Source organism: Chromobacterium sphagni (assembly GCF_001855575.1).
GTDB classification, from domain to species: domain Bacteria; phylum Pseudomonadota; class Gammaproteobacteria; order Burkholderiales; family Chromobacteriaceae; genus Chromobacterium; species Chromobacterium sphagni.
Genome location: NZ_MKCS01000001.1, coordinates 3,373,389 through 3,394,889 on the forward strand (window position 1 = coordinate 3,373,389; position 21,501 = coordinate 3,394,889).

Genomic DNA, 21,501 nt, shown 5'->3' on the forward strand with positions numbered 1-21,501 from the left:
TCGTCTTGAAACATCCTCCGGCTTGCGGAGGCATGTCGTAATTTCATACGACTATTTCGCAATAGATTAAACGCAGTGAAAATGCCAAATGGATTTAACACAAATTCATAATTGGCATGGTTTATTAATGAAAAATACAAGAATTATCCATTTTGAAAGATTAAGCATTTCGTTAAATGACGAAATAGAGCATTTGTTCTGTTTTTGGGAAAAATTGGTTATTCAGGATTGCTCATGGATTCAATGAGTAAAGCTGATGATTGATGAAGAAATAGCAGGGAGGTATTTGTGAAAAACACAACAGAATCCGAAGGAAAAATGCAAAAAAGCAACAAATAGGGGAGGGGAATTCTGTATTGGAGTATATGTTTTTATGTGTATTTGTGACTAATTGTGACTTGTTTGCGGTTTGTAGGGTGGAATTCCATTGCAATTCATGGTGCATGAATTGTGACGGTTTGTTTCAACCAAAAAAGAAAATGTCCGCTTCTTTTCTTGTTGGAATCATGAAAGTAAATGGTTGTTGACGTTAGTCATTACAAACTTTCACACTCAAAACGCATCTCCTCGGTATGAACAAAACATAGAGCCATGTGCCCACGAGGCGAATGGACGACACATCTACAAAAAGGGATTTGGAGAAATCATGAATTACAAGAGAAAAACACTGGTAGTGGCGCTTTCGCTGATCGGTAGCATGACGACTGCGGCGGCTTATGCTGATGATTCCGATGCGTCCTTGCAGCGTGTCGATGTAATCGGCTCGCACATCAAGCGGCTGAAAGATGAAAAAGCCACCGAGTTGACCACAGTGAAAGTGGATGACCTGGCCAAGCAAGGCCTGACTACGGTGGAACAGGTGGTCAATGCACTGTCGTCCAACCAGTCTAATATCGGCGCCAACTCCAGCGTCGGCCAGTCGACCGGTGGCGCCGCCTTTGCCAACCTGCGCGGTTTGGGCCAGCAATACACGCTGGTGCTGTTGGATGGCCGCCGCATCGCCTATCATCCATTTGACGGCACCGCAGCCGACCTGAACTCCATTCCGCTGAGCTCCATTGAGCGTGTGGAAGTGCTGCCGGACGGCGCGGCTGCGATTTATGGTAGTGACGCGGTAGGTGGCGTAATCAACTTTGTCACCAAGAAGAGCGTGCAAGGCCTGACCTTGGGCGGGGATTTCCTGACCCCGCAACGTTCGGGGGGCAATGAGAAAAATCTGGAAGGCTCTTACGGCTATGGCAGCCTCGCCAAGGATGGCTTCAACGTCTATGCGACGGTGAATTACCACAAAACCGATCCCGTGATGGCCAATCAGCGGGCATTCGCTTCCGCCATCCTGCCGACGACCAAGCCCAGCGTTAACAGCTATCCGGGCAACTATTCTATCGACGGCGGCAACACGCTGATTGGACCGAGTTCTTATCCTAACTGCTATGGCGCCACGGCCAAGGGCGGTTACTGCGTGATGTATCCGTCGTCCATGGTTGGTATTCAGCCGGAAACGGAGCAGATTTCCGGTTTGGCCAAGGGCACGCTGCGCATCGGCGACAATCATGAATTGTCGGTGACTTATAACATCACGCGCACTAAGACCAACTCCTTGTCCGCGCCTACGCCGACCTTTGGCGATGTGCAGCTTCCTAGCGGCACGCAAGGCATCAACAGCGGCTCCAATCCGATTCTGCCTGCATTGCGGACCATCCCGCTGGGTGACCGTAACACTGAGGCGGTGAGCACTACCCAGAAGCTGCAGGTGAATCTGGAAGGACTGGTGGCAGGTTGGGACTATCGTACCGGCGTAGGGTACTCGGAAAGCTATGCTACCGAGGAGTTGGTAAGCGGTTTCACCGGCATCAACGAGTTGACCAATGCTTATCTGAACAATCAGATCAGCCTGACCACCGGCATGGCCACTGACCCCAGCGTCTGGAGCAAGATCGGTCTGACCGGTCATCTCGATGATGGCAAGTACACTTCGGTCGGCGCGGACTTCTCCTTGAGCAAGGAGATCTACCAGTTGCCGGCCGGCATGTTGGCCGTGGCGTTCGGCGGCGAAACCCGCCACGATACGCTCACCCACAATTTCAACTACCCCATTACCACTGATGCGCTTGGGCCTGGCATGACGCTGTCCAAGAACACTCAGGGCAATCGTACGGTGGATGCCCTGTTCGGCGAAGCTGACATTCCTATCATCAAGAATCTGGATGGTAAGGTAGCAGTGCGGTATGACCATTACAACGATGTCGGCGATACCGTTAATCCGCAAGTGTCTTTGCGCTATGAAATGACGCCGCAGGTGCTGTTCCGCTCGTCCGCCAGCACCGGTTTCCGCGCGCCGTCGTTGTACGATATGTACACGCCCAATCAGGAACAGCTGACCGGCAATAACTACGCCAATCCGCTGACTTGCCCCAGCATGTCCTCGTCGTGCACCCAGATCCAGCGCTACATGATGACTGGTGGCAATACGCACCTGAAGCCGGAGAAGTCTTCCTCGCTGTCGTTTGGCATGGTGATTCAACCCACCAAGAGCATTACCGCGAGTGCCGATTTCTGGTGGGTGACCATCAAGGACCAGATTGGCACCTTGCCGGAAGCGACCCTGTTCACGCCGCAATACGCCAACCTGTTGTCTTATGACAGCAATGGCAACTTGGTGGGGCAGGCTACCACCATGAACATGGGCAACTCCAGCTCGGCAGGCGTGGATCTGGACTTCCGCTGGACGCTGCCGAAGACCAATTACGGTAACTTCGGCATCGAACTGGCTGGTACCTACCTCGCCAAGAGCGACTATCAGATCGTGGCAAATGGCCAGTACTACAGCAATCTGGGCCAATATCCGACCACGCTGAACGAGCCGACCTTCCGTTGGCAGCATACGCTGACTTTTAACTGGTCGCTGGGACCGTGGAGTTCGGTGCTGTCCGAGAGCTACAAGTCGGGATACACCGACCAGCATCTCAACCCGGATGGCACCCAGCACTTCGTGAAGCCGTACTCGACTTGGAACCTGTCCGGCAGCTACGAATGGAACAAGCATCTGACGCTGACCGCGGGCGTTCGCAATCTGTTTGACCAGTTGCCGCCTTACAGCAATCAGACCTACCTGTTCCAGGCCAACTATGACGCGCGCTTCGCCGATCAAGTGGGCCGCGCCTACTTCCTGAAGGCCAACTACAAGATGTAATTGGAGCACGAATGCCCGCCTCGCTGGCTTAGACTGGCGGAGGCGGGCAGATTCATGCGTAGAGATTGCGAGACGGAGTGAGGGTTCACCCCGGGTTGTAAATCGGATGGCCGGCAGGGCTAATCATGCCGGTCACCAACGCAGTGGAAGGACATGTGAAAAGACATGGCAAGTATTCCCATAAAAGGCAACCCTAGTCTGAGAAACCGGCGCAGCGCCGGCCTGATCGGCGTGATCGTGTTCCATGCTCTGCTGATCTACGCGCTGGTGACCGGACTGGCGCAGGGCGTGGTCAAGGTGATCCAGCAGAAGGTGGAAGTGGCGGTGATCAGCGAACCGCCGCCGCCGCCCCCTCCGCCGCCGCCGAAGATCGAGAAAGTGGTGCAGCCGACAGCGGCGCCGAAACCGCAGGCCTACGTGCCGCCGGTGGTGAATCCGCCGCCGGTGGTGCAGTCGGCGAACGCGATCCAGTCGGTGACGTCGGATCCGAAGCCGCAACCGGCGCCGACGCCGGCGCCCGCGGTGGAAGCGCCGAAGGGTCCGATCTCGGCGAAGGCCAACTGCAGCCATCTGGAAGCGCCGGAATACCCGAGCAAGGCCCAGGAAGACGAAGTCCAGGGCGTGGTGACGGTGGTGTTCGGCGTCGGCGCGGACGGCAAGTTCAGCGGCATCAGCAATATTGGTTTCGACGGCGGCATTCCGCCGCGCTACCGCAGCAGCTTCAAGTCGGCGATCACCGCCGCATTGCAAGGCTACACCTGCCAGGCCAATTCCCAGCTGAAACAGGAATTTGGTTTCAAACTCGACTCTGGCTCCTAAGACCAGGGCATCTCAAGACACAAAGGAGTAAATACCATGGCTAAAATCACTCGCGCTCTGCTGGGCAAGGTACTGACTGCGGCTGCGGCATTGACCGCGCTGCCGGCGCTGGCGGCGGAAACCGTGACCGACAACCCGTACGGCATCGACGCGCTGTGGTCGCAAGGCGACTTCGTCGCGCGCGGCACCCTGATCATTCTGCTGATTATGTCCGCCTCCACCTGGTATGTGGGCATCGTCAAGCTGCTGGAACAACGTCGCCTGATCAAGCAGGGACACGAACTGCTGGGCCACCACGGCGTGGACCTGCAAAAAGCGGCCAGCGAACTGGCCGACGAAGGCATGTACAGCGCGGTGGCGCAGGCCGGCATCGAAGCCGCCGGCGAACACAAGGGCGAGCTGTCCAATCGCGTGGATCTGAACACCTGGGTGTCGATGGCGATCTCCGACGCGGTGGATTCGGCCAGTCACCATATGCAGAACGGCCTGTCGGTGATCGCCACCGTGGGTTCGACGGCGCCGTTCGTCGGCCTGTTCGGCACGGTATGGGGCATCTACCACGCGCTGGTGAAGATCGGCACCTCGGGGCAAGCTTCGATTGATAAAGTAGCGGGTCCGGTGGGCGAAGCGCTGATCATGACCGCGATCGGTCTGGCGGTGGCGGTGCCGGCGGTGCTGGGATACAACTGGCTGGTGCGCCGCAACAAGCTAGTGCTGGACAACGTGCGCGTGGTCTCCGGACGTCTGCACGCCAGCCTGCTGAACAACCCGACCCGGTAAATCGCCATGGCCCGTTACAAACGCTTTGGCCACGGCAGGGCGGAAGAGGATCAAGTGCTGTCGGCGATCAACACCACGCCATTGGTGGATGTGATGCTGGTGCTGTTGATCATCTTCCTGATCACCGTGCCGGTGGTGACGCAGACGGTGAAGATGACGCTGCCGAAAGAGCAGAACATTCCGACGCAGACCAAGCCGGAAAACATCGTGCTGGGAGTGGACACCCACAACACGATTTACTGGAACACGCTGCCGATGAAGAGCCAGGAAGAACTGCTGGCGCGGCTGGTGAAGGAAGCGAAGAAGACCCCGCAACCGGAAGTGCACATTCGAGGCGACGCGGAGGCGAAGTACGCGCCGATCGGCCGGATCGTGCTGGCGGTGCAGCAGGCGGGTATCGTGAAGATCGCGTTCATCACCGAGCCGCCGGCGCGGAACTAGGAGAATAGAGATGGCGATGAATGTGGGTTCGTCGGGCGAAGACGACCTGATGATGGAAATCAACACCACGCCGCTGATAGACGTGATGTTGGTGATGCTGATCATGCTGATCATCACGATACCGATCCAGACGCACGCGGTGAAGCTGGACATGCCGGTGAACACGCCGTCGAAGCCGTTGGAGAAGCCGGTGGTGGTGCAGATCGACATAGCGCCGGACAACGCGGTGATGTGGAACGGCGAGAGGTTGGCGGGTCGGGATCAGCTGGAGGCGAAGCTGTCGGCGGCGGGCAAGGCGGTGCCGCAGCCGGAGTTGCACATCAAGCCGAACAAGGACGCGAGTTATGCGCCGGTGGCGATGGTGTTGGCGGAGTCGCAGCGTCTGGGATTGACGAAGCTGGGCATCGTCGGGTCGGAACAGTTTGTGAGATGACATTCAAATAGCCATTGTCTTGTGGCATGATTGGGAACAGGCGGCTGCAGTTGGGCCGCCTGTTCCGTCGCGGAGGGGTGTTATCCTCCGACTGTCCCAATAAATGCTAAACCGGATGCTGGCCGCGATGCCTGCAGCGGGAATAAAACACACATGAACACACGTCTTTGTCTGATAGCCCTTCTCCTTTTGCCGCTTGCCGCTTGCAGCAAGAGCGATGGCGCCGATAAGCACGCCTCCGGCAAGAATGCGTCGGCGCCGGTGGCGCGCAGCTTGTCCAGCGCCGATGTGATCAAGGCGCAAATCCAGCCGCTGGCGGCCACTATTCCTTTCACCGGCTCCCTGACTGCCCTGAGCAGCAGTGCGGTGGCGGCGGAGGTGGACGCCAATGTGCGCGAGGTGAGGGTGCGCGAGGGCGAGGCGGTGCGGCGCGGTCAGGTGCTGGCGGTGCTGGACGCCGAGGCGCTGGGCCAGTCGGTGGAAGAGCAGAACGCCCAATTGGATAACACCAAGTCGCGGCTGCGGCTGGCCAAGGTCAAGCTGGACAAGCAGCGCGAGCTGTTGGGCAAGGGCTTCATCTCCCAGATAGCCTATGACGAGCTGGAAAGCGATTACCGGGTGAAGGAGGGCGAGCTGCGCGCCCAGGCTTCGCAAGTGGCGCGCGCCAAGCGCCTGCTACAGGATACCCAGGTCAAGTCGCCGATAGACGGCGTGGTGTTCGAGCGCAAGGTCAATCCGGGCGAGGCGGCCAGCCGCAATATGAAGCTGTTTTCCATCGCCAACCTGTCGGTGCTTGAGATCGCCGCTACCGTGCCCTCGCGCCTGGTCGCGCAGGCTAAGGTGGGCATGGGCGCTAGCTTCAGCGTGGATGGCCGCAGCGACTTGCAGCATGGCGAAGTGGTGCGCATCAATCCGGTGGCCATCCCCGGCACTCGCAGCTTCACCTTGTTCATCCGGGTGCAGAACCCATCCGGCCAGTTGAAGGTCGGCCAATTCGCCAAGGGCGGCGTGGTGCTGCGCGAAGTGAAAGACCAGGTGGTGGTGCCGCTGTCCGCGGTGCGCGATATCGACAGCCAGCCCTGGGTGATGGTGGCGGAAAAAGGCCGGTTGGCGAAGCGACCGGTTACGTTGCAGCTGCGCGCCGAAAACGAGCGCCAGGTGGCGGTGGGCGGCATCGCCGCCGGCACCCATGTGATTGTGGGCGAACTTTTGGGCAGCAAGGTGGGCGACGCAGTCGGCCTGCCTGGCGGCCAGGCCTGAGGGGCGGACCATGTGGTTGACCCGAGTTAGCGTACGCAATCCGTACTTCGCCGCCGTGTTGATGATGACGCTGATGGTGCTGGGGCTGTTTTCCTGGCAAAAGTTGGCGGTGGAGGAAATGCCGGACGTCCGCTTGCCGATGGCGGTTGTCGATACCAGTTATTCCGGCGCTTCGCCCGAAGTGGTGGAAAGCGAAGTGAGCAAGCCGCTGGAGGAGGCGCTCAACACCGTCAGCGGCATCAAGGAAATCCGCTCCTATTCCTCCGAGGGCAACTCGGTGGTGGTGGCGGAGTTCGAGTTGTCGGTCGACCCCGTCGTCGCGGTGCAGAACGTGCGCGACAAGGTGGCTGGCGTGCAGGGCCAGTTCCGCCGCGAGATCGGCACGCCGTCGGTGTCGCAGGTGGACCCCAACGACAAGCCGATGCTGTCGCTGGCGCTGACTTCCAGCCAGACCCGGCCGCGCGAGCTGAGCAGTTGGGCGGAGAATGTGCTGAAGAAGCGGCTGCAGATGGTGGAGGGCGTCGGCGATGTCAGCCTGATCGGCGCGGTGAAGCGCGAGATCCGCATCGACATCGATCCGGTGCGGCTGGAGGGTTCGGGGCTGTCGCTCAGCGATGTAGCCGACGCCATCAAGGCGGCCAACCAGGATTTCCCGGCCGGCAACGTGTCCACCGCGCACAAGGAGTGGGCGATCCGGGTGTCGGGCAAGCTCAAGTCCGCCGACGACTTCGCCGCGCTGGCCGTAGGCTACCGCAACGGCACGCCGATCCGGCTGGACGACATCGCCACCGTGGCCGATACCGAGGCCGAGCAGGACAGCGTGTCCTTGATCGACGGCCAGCCAGGTCTGGGCATAGACATCAAGGCGGCGCGCGGCGCCAACGAGGTGGCGGTGGCTGCCGGCGTGAAGAAGCTGCTGCAGGAGTTCAAGCCGCGCATGCCGGCCGGAACGGTATTGCGCTACACCTATGATTCGGCCGAAGACGTCAAAAAGGCGCTGGACAGCGTGGAGTCCATGTTGCTGGAGGGCGCCGGCCTCACCATTCTGATCGTGTTCCTGTTTTTGGGCAGCTGGCGCAGCACGGTGATCACCGGCCTGACGCTGCCGGTGGCGCTGGTGGGCACGCTGTTCGCCATGCAGTTGATGGGTTTCACGCTGAACATCCTGACGCTGCTGGCGCTGTCCCTGTCCATCGGCCTGTTGATAGACGACGCCATCGTGGTGCGCGAGAACATCGTCCGCCACGCCGCGCTTGGGAAAAGCCATTACCAGGCGGCGCTCGACGGCACCAATGAAATCGGCCTGGCGGTGCTGGCCACCACGCTGACCGTGGTGGCGGTGTTCCTGCCGGTAGGCTTCATGAGCGGCATCATCGGCCGCTTCTTCCACCAGTTCGGCCTGACGGTGGCGGTGGCGGTGCTGATCTCGATGTTCGTCAGTTTTTCGCTGGACCCGATGCTGTCGTCGATCTGGCACGATCCGCATCATCACGGCGACAAGCACCGCGGCCCGCTGGGGAGGATGCTGGACTGGTTCGAGTCGTCGCTGGATGGCTTGTCCGAACGCTATGTCAGGGTGATCCACTGGGTGCTGGGACATCGCAAGACCGTGCTGCTGCTGGCCTTGGGCGTTACGGCCGGCAGCTTTCTGCTGGTGCCGATGATAGGCGGCGAGTTTATTCCGGTGCGCGACAGCGGCAAGTTCAACGTGATCTACCAGACCGCCCCGGGTTCCTCGCTGGAATACACCACCGTCAAGGGCCGGGAGCTGGCGCAGGCGCTGTCGGGCATCAAGGAAATCCGCACGGTTTCGCTGGATGTGGGCGCGGGCAATTTCGGCGCCGGCAAGAACGATGGCACGCTGACGCTCGACATCGGCGACAAGCATCTGCGCAAGCGCAGCCTGAACGACGTGATCGCCGACGCGCGCAAGCGGGTGCAGCCGGTGGCCGGCGTGCTGATCAAGGCGGTGGCCAATGACGAGCAGCAGGGCAAGCCGATTTTCATCGGCCTGCGCGGTTCCAATCTGGTCGAGCTGGTCCGGGTGTCGCGCGACATCATGGCCAGGCTTCCCAAGCTCAAGGGCGTGAAGGACATTGAATCCAACCTGACCGAAGGCGACCCCTCAATCAGCCTCAGCCTGAAGCGCGATGCCGCGCTTGGGTTGGGCGTGGATCTCAACCGGGTGGGCAATCTGTTGTCGACGCTGCTGGCCGGCAATGTGGTGACCACCTGGGAGGCGCCGGACGGCGACAATTACGATGTGCGGCTGCGCGTGCCCAAGGACGAGCGCCGCCAGGAATTGCTGGATCAGCTGAAAGTGGCGGGCAACCGCGATGAGAACGGCGCGTCGCAGATGGTGCCGCTGTCGTCGCTGATTGAAACCCGGCAGGGCATCAGTCCGCGCCAGATCAAGCGCACCAATATGATGCGCGAGATCAGCATCATGGCCAACGTCGAGGGCCGCGACGTCAGTTCGGCGATGTCCGATGTCAACAAGCTGCTGGAGAGCATGCAGCTGCCGCAGGATGTGCAGTTGGTGCGGCGCGGCCAGCAAAAGGACATGGACGAAACCATCGGCAACGCGCTGCGGGCGCTGGGGCTGGGGGTCATTTTCATCTATCTGATTCTGGCGGCGCAGTTCCGCAGCTTTACCATGCCGGTGACCATCATGGTGGCGTTGCCGCTGGCTTTCGGCGGGGTGTTTGTCGCGCTGTTCCTGTGGGGTTCCACGCTGAACATGTTCTCCATCATCGGCATCATCATGTTGATGGGCCTGGTGGCCAAGAACGGCATTCTGCTGGTGGATTTCATCAACCGTTGCCGGGAAGAGGGCATGGAGCGGACCGCGGCGATAGCGGAGGCGGGGCGGGTGAGGCTGCGGCCCATCATGATGACCAGCCTGGCGATGATCTTCGGCATGTTGCCGCTGGCTCTGGGCACCGGCGATGGCTCGGAAACCAACCGGCCGATGGCGCACGCCATCATCGGCGGCCTGGCGACTTCCACCTTGCTGACGCTGATCGTGGTACCGGTGGTCTACACCTATCTGGACAGCCTGCGCGTCCGCATCCGCAGGCTCCTGGGCGGGAGGAAGAAAGAACCGCTGGTATTGAAGGCTGAAAGCGGTAAGTAAGACAGGCGCCGGCTTGGCCGGCGTCTGTCATGATGCCAAGTTCATTTGCGTACGGGCGCGATGCAGTCGTTGCCGTCGAAACTGACCGATTCAACCGTATGGCTGGCCGGGTCGGCGACAAAGTTGGTGGTGCAGCTGTAGTAGACCGAACCACCGCCGTTGATGCCCCAGGGGTGGTAGAAGCCGCCGCCCTGGATAGGCATGTCCTGGCTGTAAGCGCTGCGGTAGGTATAAAGCTGCTTGCCATTGGGCATGGTCATCTGGCTGGTGGGCGTGCCCCAGGCAGCCAGCAGTTCGTTGACGTCGCGTCCTTGCCAATGGTTGACCTTCTGGGCATAGCCCTGCTGGGTGGCGCAGCCGGCCAGCAGGCTGGCTGCCAGCAGCAAGATGGTGGTGACGGTCTTCATTTTCGTTTCCTCGCAGTCTGGGCGTTGGCTCAGGCCATGTTGCCGACAGATGGTCTTGATGTCGATGGTTTCGGTCTGTCCGTTCATGGCGATTTCATGTTCAGGCTTTTATTTTACGATGCTGTCAGCCCTGCCCGATGTCAATCGTTAAGGTTCTGGCAGTGTTTGGTTTGTGTTAACAAGCTTGTGCAGCAGGTGGCAGGCGGCGAGGGGAGTGCCATGCGACATCAGATCGACAGCTTCCTCGCCGACCGGCTCCGACGAAAAAAACAAAGGAGAAACGACTATGTGCCTGAGAAAGCCCATTGTGGCGGCACTGATGGTCTGGGGGAGCATGGCGCCGCTTCATGCGGCAGCCGCGGAGAAGGTGCTGCATGCCACTTTCAACGCGCCGGAGACGGGTTTCGATCCGGCCAAGATTTCGGACGTCTATTCCGCGGCGGTGATCGAGCATATCTATGATCCGCTGCTGACCTTCGACTACCTGGCGCGGCCGGTAAAGGTCATCCCCAACGTGGTGACTTCGATGCCCACCGTCAGCGACGGTGGCAAGACCTACACCTTCCATTTGAAGAAGGGCATCTATTTCGCGCCGGATCCGGCCTTCAAGGGCAAGAAGCGCGAGCTGACCGCCGCCGACTATGTCTACACCATCAAGCGTCTGTCCGACCCTCTGGTGGCTTCGCCGATAAGCGACACTTTCACCGGCAAATTGGTCGGGCTGGACGAGTTGGTGAAAAAAGCCGGCAAGGGCGGGCTGAACTACGACACGGTGGTGGAGGGCGTCAAAACGCTGGACCGCTATACCCTGCAACTGAGGTTCAAGGAACCGTTCCCGTCGCTGCCCTATGTTTTGGCCGGCAGTTGGGTCGAAGGCCAGGCGCGCGAAGTCATCGAGGCCTATGGCGACAATACCAACGCCCATCCGGTGGGCACCGGCCCCTATATGTTGTCGGAGTGGAAACCGGGCAATCACATGACCCTGGTGCGCAATCCCAATTTCCGCCAGGAAACCTTCCGCTACCAGGCTGGAAGCGACGCGCTGGGCCGCAAGATCGCCAGCCAGATGAATGGCAAGCGCTATCCGCAGATCGACCGCATCGACATTTCGGTGATCGAGGAGGAGCAGCCAACCTGGCTTGCGTTCAAGAGCGGAGAGCTGGATGTGCTGAGCGGCAATCCCAGCATTCCCCAGCCGTTGATCCGACAGGTTTTGCGTCTGGACCCGAAGGATTCAACGCGCGCGGAGCTGAGGGCGGAGTTGCGGGACAAGGGCGTGCAGCTGAGCCGCAGCCTGGAAGAAGGCATCACCTTCTATGCCTTCAATATGCAAGACCCGGTGGTGGGCGGCTACGGCAAGGATAGAATCGCCTTGCGTCGCGCCATCGCCATGGCTTTCGATCAGAGTGAAACCATACGCGACATCCGGCGCGGCCAGGCGTTGCCGGTGCAATACATCATTCCGCCAAATGTTTCCGGGCATAACCCGGATTTCCGCGCCGCCTATCCTTACAACCCCGCGCTGGCCAATGCCCTGCTGGACCAGTTCGGTTACAAGATCGGCGCGGACGGCTACCGCAACCGCCCGGATGGCAAGCCTTTCACCGTCGACTATCTGACCGGCCCCACCGCGATAGACAAGCAGTGGAACGAGTACTGGCAAAAGGCGTTTGACCGCATCAAGCTGAGGATCAACTTCCGCGTGATGCAGTGGAACGAGCAGGTCAAGGCGCTGCGCGAATGCAAGTATGGCCTGGCTGGCGGCGCATGGGGCGCGGATTATCCGGATGGCGATGACTTCATGCAGTTGTTGTATGGCCCGAACACCGGCGGCTCCAATTATGCCTGCTATCAGTCAAGCCGCTACGACAGCCTGTATGTGAAGTCGCGAGTCCTGCCGGATGGGCCGGAGCGCAACCGCCTGTACGATCAGATGAACAAGCTGGTGGTGGCGGATACGCCATGGGTCTTCAGCGACATCCGCTACACCAACGGCGTGGCCCAGCCCTGGGTGCGCGGTTTCAAGGTGCATCCCAACTTCAACGCCATCTGGCGCTTCCTTGACGTGCAGAAATAAGCGGCAAGCGAGGAGAACACTATGTCCGCATTCATCATCCGCCGGCTGTTGCAAATGATCCCGACTCTGTTCGGGGTGATGCTGCTGGTTTTCGTCTTGTTCACCCTGGTGGGCGGCGATCCTTCGCTGGTGCTCGCCGGCAAGCACCTGTCCGCCGATGTGTTGGCCCATATCCGCGCCCAACTTGGCCTGGACAAGTCCCTGCCCGAGCAGTTCTGGCTGTTTGTCAAACAGGTGGCCACCTTTGATTTTGGCACTTCCTGGTCCACCCAACAGCCGGTATCCGACGTCATCGGCAGCCGTATCGGGCCGTCGCTGACGCTGACCAGTGCCATGCTGGTGGTCGACATGCTGATCGCCATTCCGTTGGCGGCGCTGGTCGCCTATTTCCGCGGCGGCCTCACCGACCATATCGTCACCATCTCCTGCACCATCGCCATGTCGATCAGCGCGCTGATCTACATCATCGCCGGCCAGTTCTTTCTGGGCTTCAAGCTGGGCCTGTTTCCGGTGCGCGGCTGGGGGGATTCCTTCTGGACCAATCTATTCCTGTATGTGCCGCTGCCGCTGCTGATGGGACTGATGGTGTCGCTGGGGCCGGACATCCGTTTCTACCGCAGCTTCTTTGTCGAAGAGCTGGGGCAGGACTACGTCCGCACCGCGCGCGCCAAAGGTCTGTCGGAGAGCCGCATCATGCTCAAGCATGTGCTGCGCAACGCGATGATCCCGGTGGTCACCAGCCTGATGATGTCGCTGCCTTATCTGCTGCTGGGCGCGCTGGTGCTGGAGAGCTTCTTCGGCATTCCCGGCATGGGCAACGAGGTGATCCAGGCGGTCAACAAGAGCGACTTTCCGGTGATCAAGGCCATCACCATCTATATCGCCATCGCCACCATGGTATTCAATCTGCTGGGAGACCTGGTCTACAAGTGGATTGACCCACGCGTGCAGCTGAAGTGAGCGGGAGAGACAAATGACGACATTGCAGAATACCGCCGGCGCCGCGCCGGCAGCGCCGTCCCGCAGCCTGTGGGCGCTGGGCTGGCAAAGATTGAAGCGCAACAAGGTGGGCTTGGCCTCGCTGTGGGTGGTGCTGGTTTATCTGGTCATCGGCATTGGCGGCGGGCTGAACCTGGTGGGTGGCCATTGGGCGGACGAGGTCGGCGTGCCTTATGCGCCGCCGAACTGGGTTCAGGAATCTCCGGATGATGTGCTGCCGCCGGAGCCGGCGGCGAAACAGCTTGCCGCTGCGCCGGTTATCGCGCTGAGCCGGGCTGAAGATCCTATCGGCAAGGAGTTGGCGGCTGCGGAAAAACATGTCGGCGAATACGTTGATCACAGTCCGGCCAGGCTGGAGCGCCTGCCATTCGGCGGTGACCTGCAAGGTCGGGACGTGATTCAGAAGACGCTGAAGGGCACATCCACCTCGCTGTTTGTCGGCGTGTTCGGCGCGGTGTTCTCACTGCTGATCGGTTGCGCGCTGGGCGCGGTGTCCGGTTATTTCGGCGGCAAGGCGGATGACTTCCTCAACTGGTTCTACAGCATCTTCACCTCGGTGCCGGACATGCTGCTGCTGCTGTCGTTTGCCGCGGTGTCCGGCCGCGGCATCACCACCATCATCTCGGTGATGGCGCTGACCAGTTGGACCGGCACCTACCGTTTGGTGCGCGCGGAATACCTGAAGCTGAAAGGCCGCGAGTACGTGCAAGCCGCCGACGCCATCGGCGCCGGCAGCGGCCGCAAGATGTTCATCCACATCCTGCCCAATATCTCCCACCTGCTGCTGGTGCAGTTTTCGCTGCTGACCGTGGCCTTGATCAAGTATGAAGCCATCCTGTCATTCCTTGGCTTCGGCGTGGGCGTGCGCGAAGTGAGCCTGGGCTCGATGTTGGCCGAGGCGCCGAGCGAACTGATCCAGGGCTACTGGTGGCAGATGCTGGCGGTGACGATTGCGATGTCGGTGCTGGTGACGGCTTTCAGCCTGCTGGTGGATGCGCTGCGCGACGCGCTGGATCCGCGCGCGGTGGCCAAGTAAGCGGCGGCAAGAGGAGAACTGCAAAATGAATAACACAGAAACCCTGCTATCCGTGCGCAACCTGAAGGTGCGCTTCCGCCAGGAAGACGGCGGCCGCTTCGAGGCGCTCAAGGGCGTCAGCTTCGACATTCCCGCCCACCGCACCGTGGCGCTGGTGGGCGAGTCCGGCTCCGGCAAGTCGGTCACCTCGATGGCCATCATGCAGCTGCTGCCGCCGCAGGCCAGCGAGATCGACCCAGCGTCCGAGCTGCTGTTCCAGGGCCGCAACCTGCTGCAATTGTCGCGCGGCGAGCTGCGCCGGCTGCGCGGCAAGGACATCGCGATGATCTTCCAGGAGCCGATGAGCTCGCTCAATCCGGTATTCAGCGTCGGCGAGCAGATCGTCGAGACGCTGACGCTGCACGCCGGCCTGTCGCGCTCCGCGGCGTGGAAGCGCGCGGTGGAGCTGCTGCGCGAAGTGGGCCTGCCGGAACCGGAGAAGCGGGTGAAGGCCTACCCGCACGAGCTGTCCGGCGGCCAGCAGCAGCGGGTGATGATCGCCATCGCCATCGCCTGCGAACCCAAGCTCCTGATCGCCGACGAGCCGACCACCGCGCTGGACGTCACCATCCAGAAGCAGATCCTGCAACTGATTGCCGACCTGCAGAAGAAGCACGGCATGTCGGTGCTGTTCATCACCCACGACCTGGGGGTGGTGGGCGAATTCGCCGACGAAGTGATCGTGATGCGCCACGGCGAAATCCGCGAGCAGGGCACGGTGAAGCAGATCTTCGAAAACCCGCAGGACGCCTACACCAAGGCGCTGCTGTCGTGCCGGCCGCACCTGGACCGCCGCCCCGAGCGGCTGGCGGTGATCGACGATTTCCTGCGGCCGGGCGGCTATGTGGAGCCGGCCGAAAGGACACGCGGCTATGCCGCCGGCGACGAAATCGTGCTGGACGTGCAAGGGCTGTGCAAGAGCTTCGACATCCGCGAAGGCCTGTTCGGCAAGCGCCAGTTCCACGCGGTGAAGGACGTGTCGTTCAAGCTGGCGCGCGGCAAGACGCTGGGCATCGTCGGCGAGTCCGGTTCCGGCAAGACCACGGTGGGCCTGACGCTGGTGCGGCTGCACCAGGCGACGGCGGGCAAGGCGCTGTTCCACGGCCAGGACCTGATGGGGATGAGCGCCAAGGCGTTCCACGCCTACAAGCGGCGCATCCAGATCATCTTCCAGAACCCGTACGCGTCGTTGAACCCGCGCTTCACGGTGGAGCAGATCCTGACCGAGCCGATGTTGCTGCACGGTATCGGCCAGGATGGCGGCGGGCGGCGCAAGCTGGCGCAGGAGCTGCTGGACAAGGTGGGGCTGCCGGCGGGCGCGCTGGCCAAGTACCCGCACGAGTTCTCGGGCGGCCAGCGCCAGCGTATCGCGATCGCGCGCTGCCTGACGCTGAAGCCGGAAGTGCTGATCTGCGACGAATCGGTGTCGGCCTTGGACGTGTCGGTGCAGGCGCAGGTGCTGAATTTGCTGCAGGACCTGCAGGACGAGTTCAAGCTGTCCTATCTGTTCATTTCGCATGATCTGGCGGTGGTGAAGCACATCTCGGACCAGGTGCTGGTGATGAACAAGGGGCAGGTGGTGGAGCAGGCGGACGCGGACGTGATCTACCGTTCGCCGCAGGACAGCTACACCAAGAAGTTGCTGGGAGCGATTCCGCAGGGTTGGAGCGCGGCGCTGGCACCGGCCTGAAGCGTCGTTTATCCGAAGTGAAAACCGGCCCGGGTGGGCCGGTTTTTGTTTGTGGTTCAGGTATCGGGTAAGCATGGAAGGGGCGGAACTGTAAGCTGGCCATCCGTTCGCACTCATGACATTGATGAGAATTACTCATTTAATAAGGAAGTCATAAATTTTCATATGAGCCTGTGGCAGTTATTTTTGTAAAAAAACAACAAAACTTCACTAATAACGACATCTGATGTTTGGAAGGCGACGTTATGCATATTGATGATCTGCTGATGGCTGTGTGAGCCAGTTGCCAGGGATTTTTTGCTCGCCTCCACCTTTTCATGTCATTTGAGTGGCGTGGCGCTGGCTTGAGAGCGGGGATATTCAGGCATGTTTTTTATGACAGACCGTGACGCATCTTTACAAATATTGACGATTTTAGTGAATTCTTCACACACTCGAAACAAGACCTGCTCATGCATTGGGCATGGTCCGCACCTCCTGTAAGGCCAGCATGCGAATTGGCAGACAGGGCTTGGGAAATAGAGTGAAGGAGAGTTCCGTGATGAAAAGAACACAGCTAGCGGTGGCGCTGGCGTTGATAGGCATTGGCGCGCATGCGCCTCAGGCGCTTGCTGAGGGCAGCGGAGAGCTGGATCGGGTTGAAGTGACCGGCTCCAACATCAAGCGCAGCATTAAACAGGAGAAGGCTCTGCCGGTGACCATCATCCGCACCGAGGAGGCCACAAAACAGGGTTTTACCACGGTCGAGCAGGTGGTTAATTCATTGGCAAGCAACCAGTCGGGCCTGGTTTCAGCGTCCTCGGTGCAGTCAGTGAGTGGCGGTGCGTCCTATGCCAGCCTGCGAGGGCTGGGCTCCCAGTACACATTGGTTTTGCTGGATGGACGCAGAGTGGCGAGCCAGGCTATCAGCGGCTATGCGACTGATTTGAATGCGATACCGTTGTCGGTCATCGAGCGCATCGAAGTGCTGCGTGATGGCGCGTCCGCGATTTATGGCACCGATGCCATTGGCGGTGTGATCAATTTCATCACCAAGAAATCGTTTTCCGGGCTGACGATCGGCGGGGAGATGGTTTCCACCGAACACAAGGGAGGGAATACAGGCAACCTCAGTCTGATTGGCGGCGTTGGCAATTTGGCTGAGGATGGCTGGAATGTCTATGGTTCGCTGGCCTATCAAAAGACTCAGCGCATTACTACCTTGCAGCGGGATTACGCTTATAAAAACCTGACGGCTGACAATCTCAGCGGTTCGGTATTCCCCTCAAACTTCATCTATAAGGGAGTGGGCTACAATCCTGCCGCGCCGAATTGCCAGCCGCCCTATGCCCAACCGCTGGACGGCAATTCTTGCGGAGAGATGTCCACTCTGTTTATGGACCTGACGCCGGAGGTAGAGCAGTGGACGGCCACGGCCAAAGCGACCAAGCAGATTGGCGACCACACCTTGTCCTTGCAGTACATGGGCGCCCGCAATATCAGCACAACCCAGATATCACCGACTCCCCTGGCCAAGATCGTTACGTTGACGGCAGGTGACAAGTATTACCCGACCACCTTGCCGAATGGCACGCCGACGGATGGCAGCCCGGTGGTCTTGAACGCGCGTTCGGTTCCGCTGGGGCCGCGCACCACCAAGAGCACGTCCGACACGCAGCGGGTCGCGTTCAATGCCGAGGGCTTGCTGGGCGGTTGGGATTACCGGACTGGAGCCATCTACTCGGAAAACAAGACCACTATCAATTACCAAAGCGGCTACGCCAATGAAACCTTGATACGCAATGCGTTCAAGAATGGCATCATCAATCCGTTTGGCCCTTCCGATCCCGGCGCGTGGGATAGTGTGAAGCTGTCCGGCGATGGCTGGATCGCCAAGTACACGACCGCTCTGGCGGACTTCAAGGCCAGCAAGGAGATCATCGCCTTGCCGGCCGGCATGCTGGCAACCGCGATCGGCGCCGAGGTGCGCCATGAAAAGCTGGACAGCCAGATCCAGGCCGTGGCGAGGAACGCAATCGGCTCTGGCATCGCCAACTCCCAGTCCACTTCGGGTCAGCGCAATGTTTCGGCATTGTATGCCGAGGCTGAAATTCCTGTGTTGAAGGGCCTGGATTTCCAGGTGGCGACTCGTTTCGACCATTACAACGATTTTGGCAATTCCTTCAATCCCAAAGTCGCCTTCAAGTACCAGCCGGTGGAGAACGTGTTGTTCCGCGGCTCTGCCAGCAAGGGCTTTCGTGCGCCTTCGCTCTACGACGTATTCATGCCGGACTCCCAAACCTATAGCGCCGACAAGTTCAACGATCCAGTGCGCTGCCCAGGCGGGGTTCCGGCAAATGGCGGCAACAAACCCCAAGATTGCAATCAGCAATTCATGGTGCTGCAGGGCGGTAGCCGAAGCTTGGCAGCGGAAAAAGCCTCCTCGCTGACATTTGGCTTGGTGATCGAGCCGGTGAAGTCGGTGACCGCCAGCGCCGATTTCTGGTGGACCATGGTGCAAAACAGCATAGGCACACTGGATCCCGGAGCCATTTTCGCGAATCCAAGCAAGTATGCCGACCGTTTTGTGCGTAATCCGGATGGTTCCCTGGATTATGTCAAGACGCCGACCGAGAATTTGGGGAACCTGAGTGCCGCCGGCGTGGATGTCAGTCTGGCGTTCCGCTTGCCCAGAACATCTCTTGGCGACTTCGGCATCAATCTGGATGGGACCTACACCTCCAAATACGTGCAGCAGTTGGAGAAAGGCGGCGCCTATTTCAGCCCCCTGGGTGGTTGGTATCAGAACATCATGCTGCCGACATTGCGTTGGAAGCATAGCCTGGCATTCAATTGGTCCAGAGGGTCGTGGGGGGGCACGCTGGTGCAGAACTATTCCTCCGGGTATACCGACATGAATCCGAATGATGAAAATCACAGCGTTCGTTCCTATTCCAACTGGAACCTGTCGGGCAGCTATGTCTGGAAGAAGAGGCTGACGTTGACTGCCGGGGTGAAAAACCTGTTCGATCAGCAGCCGCCGTTCAGCAACCAGACCAAGTCGTTCCAGTACGGGTTTGACCCGGTGCTGACCGATCCGGTGGGCCGCGCCTTCTTTATCAAGACATCCTACAAACTGTAGCCTATGCCTATTGTATTTAATCGATAGGTATAGCATTCTGTCATGGGTGCCGAGCCCATAGCGGTAGGTAACAAGTGGATGCGGCTCCACCGCATCTTGATGTTGTAATCCGTCGGCGGGCATGGCCAGTTCGGCTCATGAGGACGAAGCGGCCGGCTCGCCGGTTTTGAAGGAATGGGTAAACCATATGACGAGTATCACAGCTAAAGGAGTGGGAGGACCTCCGCCCCGGCGACGATTCGCCGGCTTGGCGGGGGTGATCATATTCCATGCCGTGCTGATCTACGCGCTGGTGACCGGACTGGCGCAGGGCGTGGTCAAGGTGATCCAGCAGAAGGTGGAAGTGGCGGTGATCAGCGAACCGCCGCCGCCGCCCCCTCCGCCGCCGCCGAAGATCGAGAAAGTGGTGCAGCCGACAGCGGCGCCGAAACCGCAGGCCTACGTGCCGCCGGTGGTGAATCCGCCGCCGGTGGTGCAGTCGGCGAACGCGATCCAGTCGGTGACGTCGGATCCGAAGCCGCAACCGGCGCCGACGCCGGCGCCCGCGGTGGAAGCGCCGAAGGGTCCGATCTCGGCGAAGGCCAACTGCAGCCATCTGGAAGCGCCGGAATACCCGAGCAAGGCCCAGGAAGACGAAGTCCAGGGCGTGGTGACGGTGGTGTTCGGCGTCGGCGCGGACGGCAAGTTCAGCGGCATCAGCAATATTGGTTTCGACGGCGGCATTCCGCCGCGCTACCGCAGCAGCTTCAAGTCGGCGATCACCGCCGCATTGCAAGGCTACACCTGCCAGGCCAATTCCCAGCTGAAACAGGAATTTGGTTTCAAACTCGACTCTGGCTCCTAAGACCAGGGCATCTCAAGACACAAAGGAGTAAATACCATGGCTAAAATCACTCGCGCTCTGCTGGGCAAGGTACTGACTGCGGCTGCGGCATTGACCGCGCTGCCGGCGCTGGCGGCGGAAACCGTCACCGACAACCCGTACGGCATCGACGCGCTGTGGTCGCAAGGCGACTTCGTCGCGCGCGGCACCCTGATCATTCTGCTGATTATGTCCGCCTCCACCTGGTATGTGGGCATCGTCAAGCTACTGGAACAACGTCGCCTGATCAAGCAGGGACACGAACTGCTGGGCCACCACGGCGTGGACCTGCAAAAAGCGGCCAGCGAACTGGCCGACGAAGGCATGTACAGCGCGGTGGCGCAGGCCGGCATCGAAGCCGCCGGCGAACACAAGGGCGAGCTGTCCAATCGCGTGGATCTGAACACCTGGGTGTCGATGGCGATCTCCGACGCGGTGGATTCGGCCAGTCACCATATGCAGAACGGCCTGTCGGTGATCGCCACCGTGGGTTCGACGGCGCCGTTCGTCGGCCTGTTCGGCACGGTATGGGGCATCTACCACGCGCTGGTGAAGATCGGCACCTCGGGGCAAGCTTCGATTGATAAAGTAGCGGGTCCGGTGGGCGAAGCGCTGATCATGACCGCGATCGGTCTGGCGGTGGCGGTGCCGGCGGTGCTGGGATACAACTGGCTGGTGCGCCGCAACAAGCTAGTGCTGGACAACGTGCGCGTGGTCTCCGGACGTCTGCACGCCAGCCTGCTGAACAACCCGACCCGGTAAATCGCCATGGCCCGTTACAAACGCTTTGGCCACGGCAGGGCGGAAGAGGATCAAGTGCTGTCGGCGATCAACACCACGCCATTGGTGGATGTGATGCTGGTGCTGTTGATCATCTTCCTGATCACCGTGCCGGTGGTGACGCAGACGGTGAAGATGACGCTGCCGAAAGAGCAGAACATTCCGACGCAGACCAAGCCGGAAAACATCGTGCTGGGAGTGGACACCCACAACACGATTTACTGGAACACGCTGCCGATGAAGAGCCAGGAAGAACTGCTGGCGCGGCTGGTGAAGGAAGCGAAGAAGACCCCGCAACCGGAAGTGCACATTCGAGGCGACGCGGAGGCGAAGTATGCGCCGATCGGCCGGATCGTGCTGGCGGTGCAGCAGGCGGGTATCGTGAAGATCGCGTTCATCACCGAACCGCCGGCGCGGAACTAGGAGAA

General features: G+C 60.1%; 16 protein-coding genes. 15 read left to right on the top strand and 1 reads right to left on the bottom strand.

The window, feature by feature from the left end; genetic code table 11:
* Positions 1-646: 646 nt before the first annotated feature.
* The 7 genes from BI347_RS15290 to BI347_RS15320 all read left to right on the top strand — a co-directional run bounded on the left by BI347_RS15290 (position 647) and on the right by BI347_RS15320 (position 10,062).
* Positions 647-3,193 (top strand): TonB-dependent receptor, encoded by a 2,547-nt coding sequence (locus BI347_RS15290; RefSeq protein WP_071116245.1) that lies wholly within the window; start codon positions 647-649, stop codon positions 3,191-3,193.
* 165 nt (positions 3,194-3,358) lie between these two features.
* Entirely contained in the window at positions 3,359-4,012 is a 654-nt protein-coding gene (locus BI347_RS15295; protein WP_071112308.1) for a hypothetical protein, read from the top strand.
* Between the two features lie 36 nt (positions 4,013-4,048).
* Positions 4,049-4,792, top strand: coding sequence for a MotA/TolQ/ExbB proton channel family protein (locus tag BI347_RS15300; RefSeq protein ID WP_071112309.1), 744 nt, complete (start codon positions 4,049-4,051; stop codon positions 4,790-4,792).
* 6 nt (positions 4,793-4,798) lie between these two features.
* Entirely contained in the window at positions 4,799-5,233 is a 435-nt protein-coding gene (locus BI347_RS15305; RefSeq protein WP_071112310.1) for an ExbD/TolR family protein, read from the top strand.
* A gap of 10 nt (positions 5,234-5,243) precedes the next feature.
* Entirely contained in the window at positions 5,244-5,666 is a 423-nt protein-coding gene (locus BI347_RS15310; protein WP_071112311.1) for an ExbD/TolR family protein, read from the top strand.
* Between the two features lie 153 nt (positions 5,667-5,819).
* On the top strand, positions 5,820-6,926 hold the full coding sequence (locus BI347_RS15315) for an efflux RND transporter periplasmic adaptor subunit (RefSeq protein ID WP_071112312.1): 1,107 nt from the start codon (positions 5,820-5,822) through the stop codon (positions 6,924-6,926).
* Between the two features lie 10 nt (positions 6,927-6,936).
* A complete protein-coding gene (locus BI347_RS15320; RefSeq protein WP_071116246.1) occupies positions 6,937-10,062 on the top strand; it encodes an efflux RND transporter permease subunit in 3,126 nt (1,041 codons plus the stop codon).
* 41 nt (positions 10,063-10,103) lie between these two features.
* Here the strand turns inward: BI347_RS15320 and BI347_RS15325 are convergent, their stop codons facing one another.
* Positions 10,104-10,556 (bottom strand): hypothetical protein, encoded by a 453-nt coding sequence (locus tag BI347_RS15325; protein WP_071112314.1) that lies wholly within the window; start codon positions 10,554-10,556, stop codon positions 10,104-10,106.
* A 199-nt stretch (positions 10,557-10,755) separates the two neighbouring features.
* Between BI347_RS15325 and BI347_RS15330 the strand changes: the two genes are divergently transcribed.
* The 8 genes from BI347_RS15330 (at position 10,756) to BI347_RS15365 (ending at position 21,496) form a co-directional block, all read left to right on the top strand.
* Positions 10,756-12,546 (top strand): ABC transporter substrate-binding protein, encoded by a 1,791-nt coding sequence (locus BI347_RS15330; RefSeq protein WP_071112315.1) that lies wholly within the window; start codon positions 10,756-10,758, stop codon positions 12,544-12,546.
* A 21-nt stretch (positions 12,547-12,567) separates the two neighbouring features.
* Positions 12,568-13,506, top strand: a complete 939-nt coding sequence (locus tag BI347_RS15335; protein ID WP_071116247.1) for an ABC transporter permease — start codon at positions 12,568-12,570, stop codon at positions 13,504-13,506.
* Positions 13,507-13,519: 13 nt separating this feature from the next.
* On the top strand, positions 13,520-14,581 hold the full coding sequence (locus tag BI347_RS15340) for an ABC transporter permease (protein WP_071116248.1): 1,062 nt from the start codon (positions 13,520-13,522) through the stop codon (positions 14,579-14,581).
* A 25-nt stretch (positions 14,582-14,606) separates the two neighbouring features.
* Positions 14,607-16,310 carry an ABC transporter ATP-binding protein gene (locus tag BI347_RS15345; RefSeq protein ID WP_071112317.1) on the top strand — a complete coding sequence of 568 codons (1,704 nt, stop codon included), beginning with the start codon at positions 14,607-14,609 and terminating at the stop codon, positions 16,308-16,310.
* Positions 16,311-16,851: 541 nt separating this feature from the next.
* On the top strand, positions 16,852-19,431 hold the full coding sequence (locus BI347_RS15350; protein ID WP_071116249.1) for a TonB-dependent receptor plug domain-containing protein: 2,580 nt from the start codon (positions 16,852-16,854) through the stop codon (positions 19,429-19,431).
* A 256-nt stretch (positions 19,432-19,687) separates the two neighbouring features.
* Positions 19,688-20,275 carry a hypothetical protein gene (locus tag BI347_RS15355; RefSeq protein ID WP_239690894.1) on the top strand — a complete coding sequence of 196 codons (588 nt, stop codon included), beginning with the start codon at positions 19,688-19,690 and terminating at the stop codon, positions 20,273-20,275.
* 36 nt (positions 20,276-20,311) lie between these two features.
* Complete coding sequence (locus tag BI347_RS15360; protein WP_071112309.1) at positions 20,312-21,055, top strand: MotA/TolQ/ExbB proton channel family protein; 744 nt, start codon at positions 20,312-20,314, stop codon at positions 21,053-21,055.
* Positions 21,056-21,061: 6 nt separating this feature from the next.
* Entirely contained in the window at positions 21,062-21,496 is a 435-nt protein-coding gene (locus BI347_RS15365) for an ExbD/TolR family protein (RefSeq protein WP_071112310.1), read from the top strand.
* The last annotated feature ends 5 nt before the right edge of the window (positions 21,497-21,501 follow it).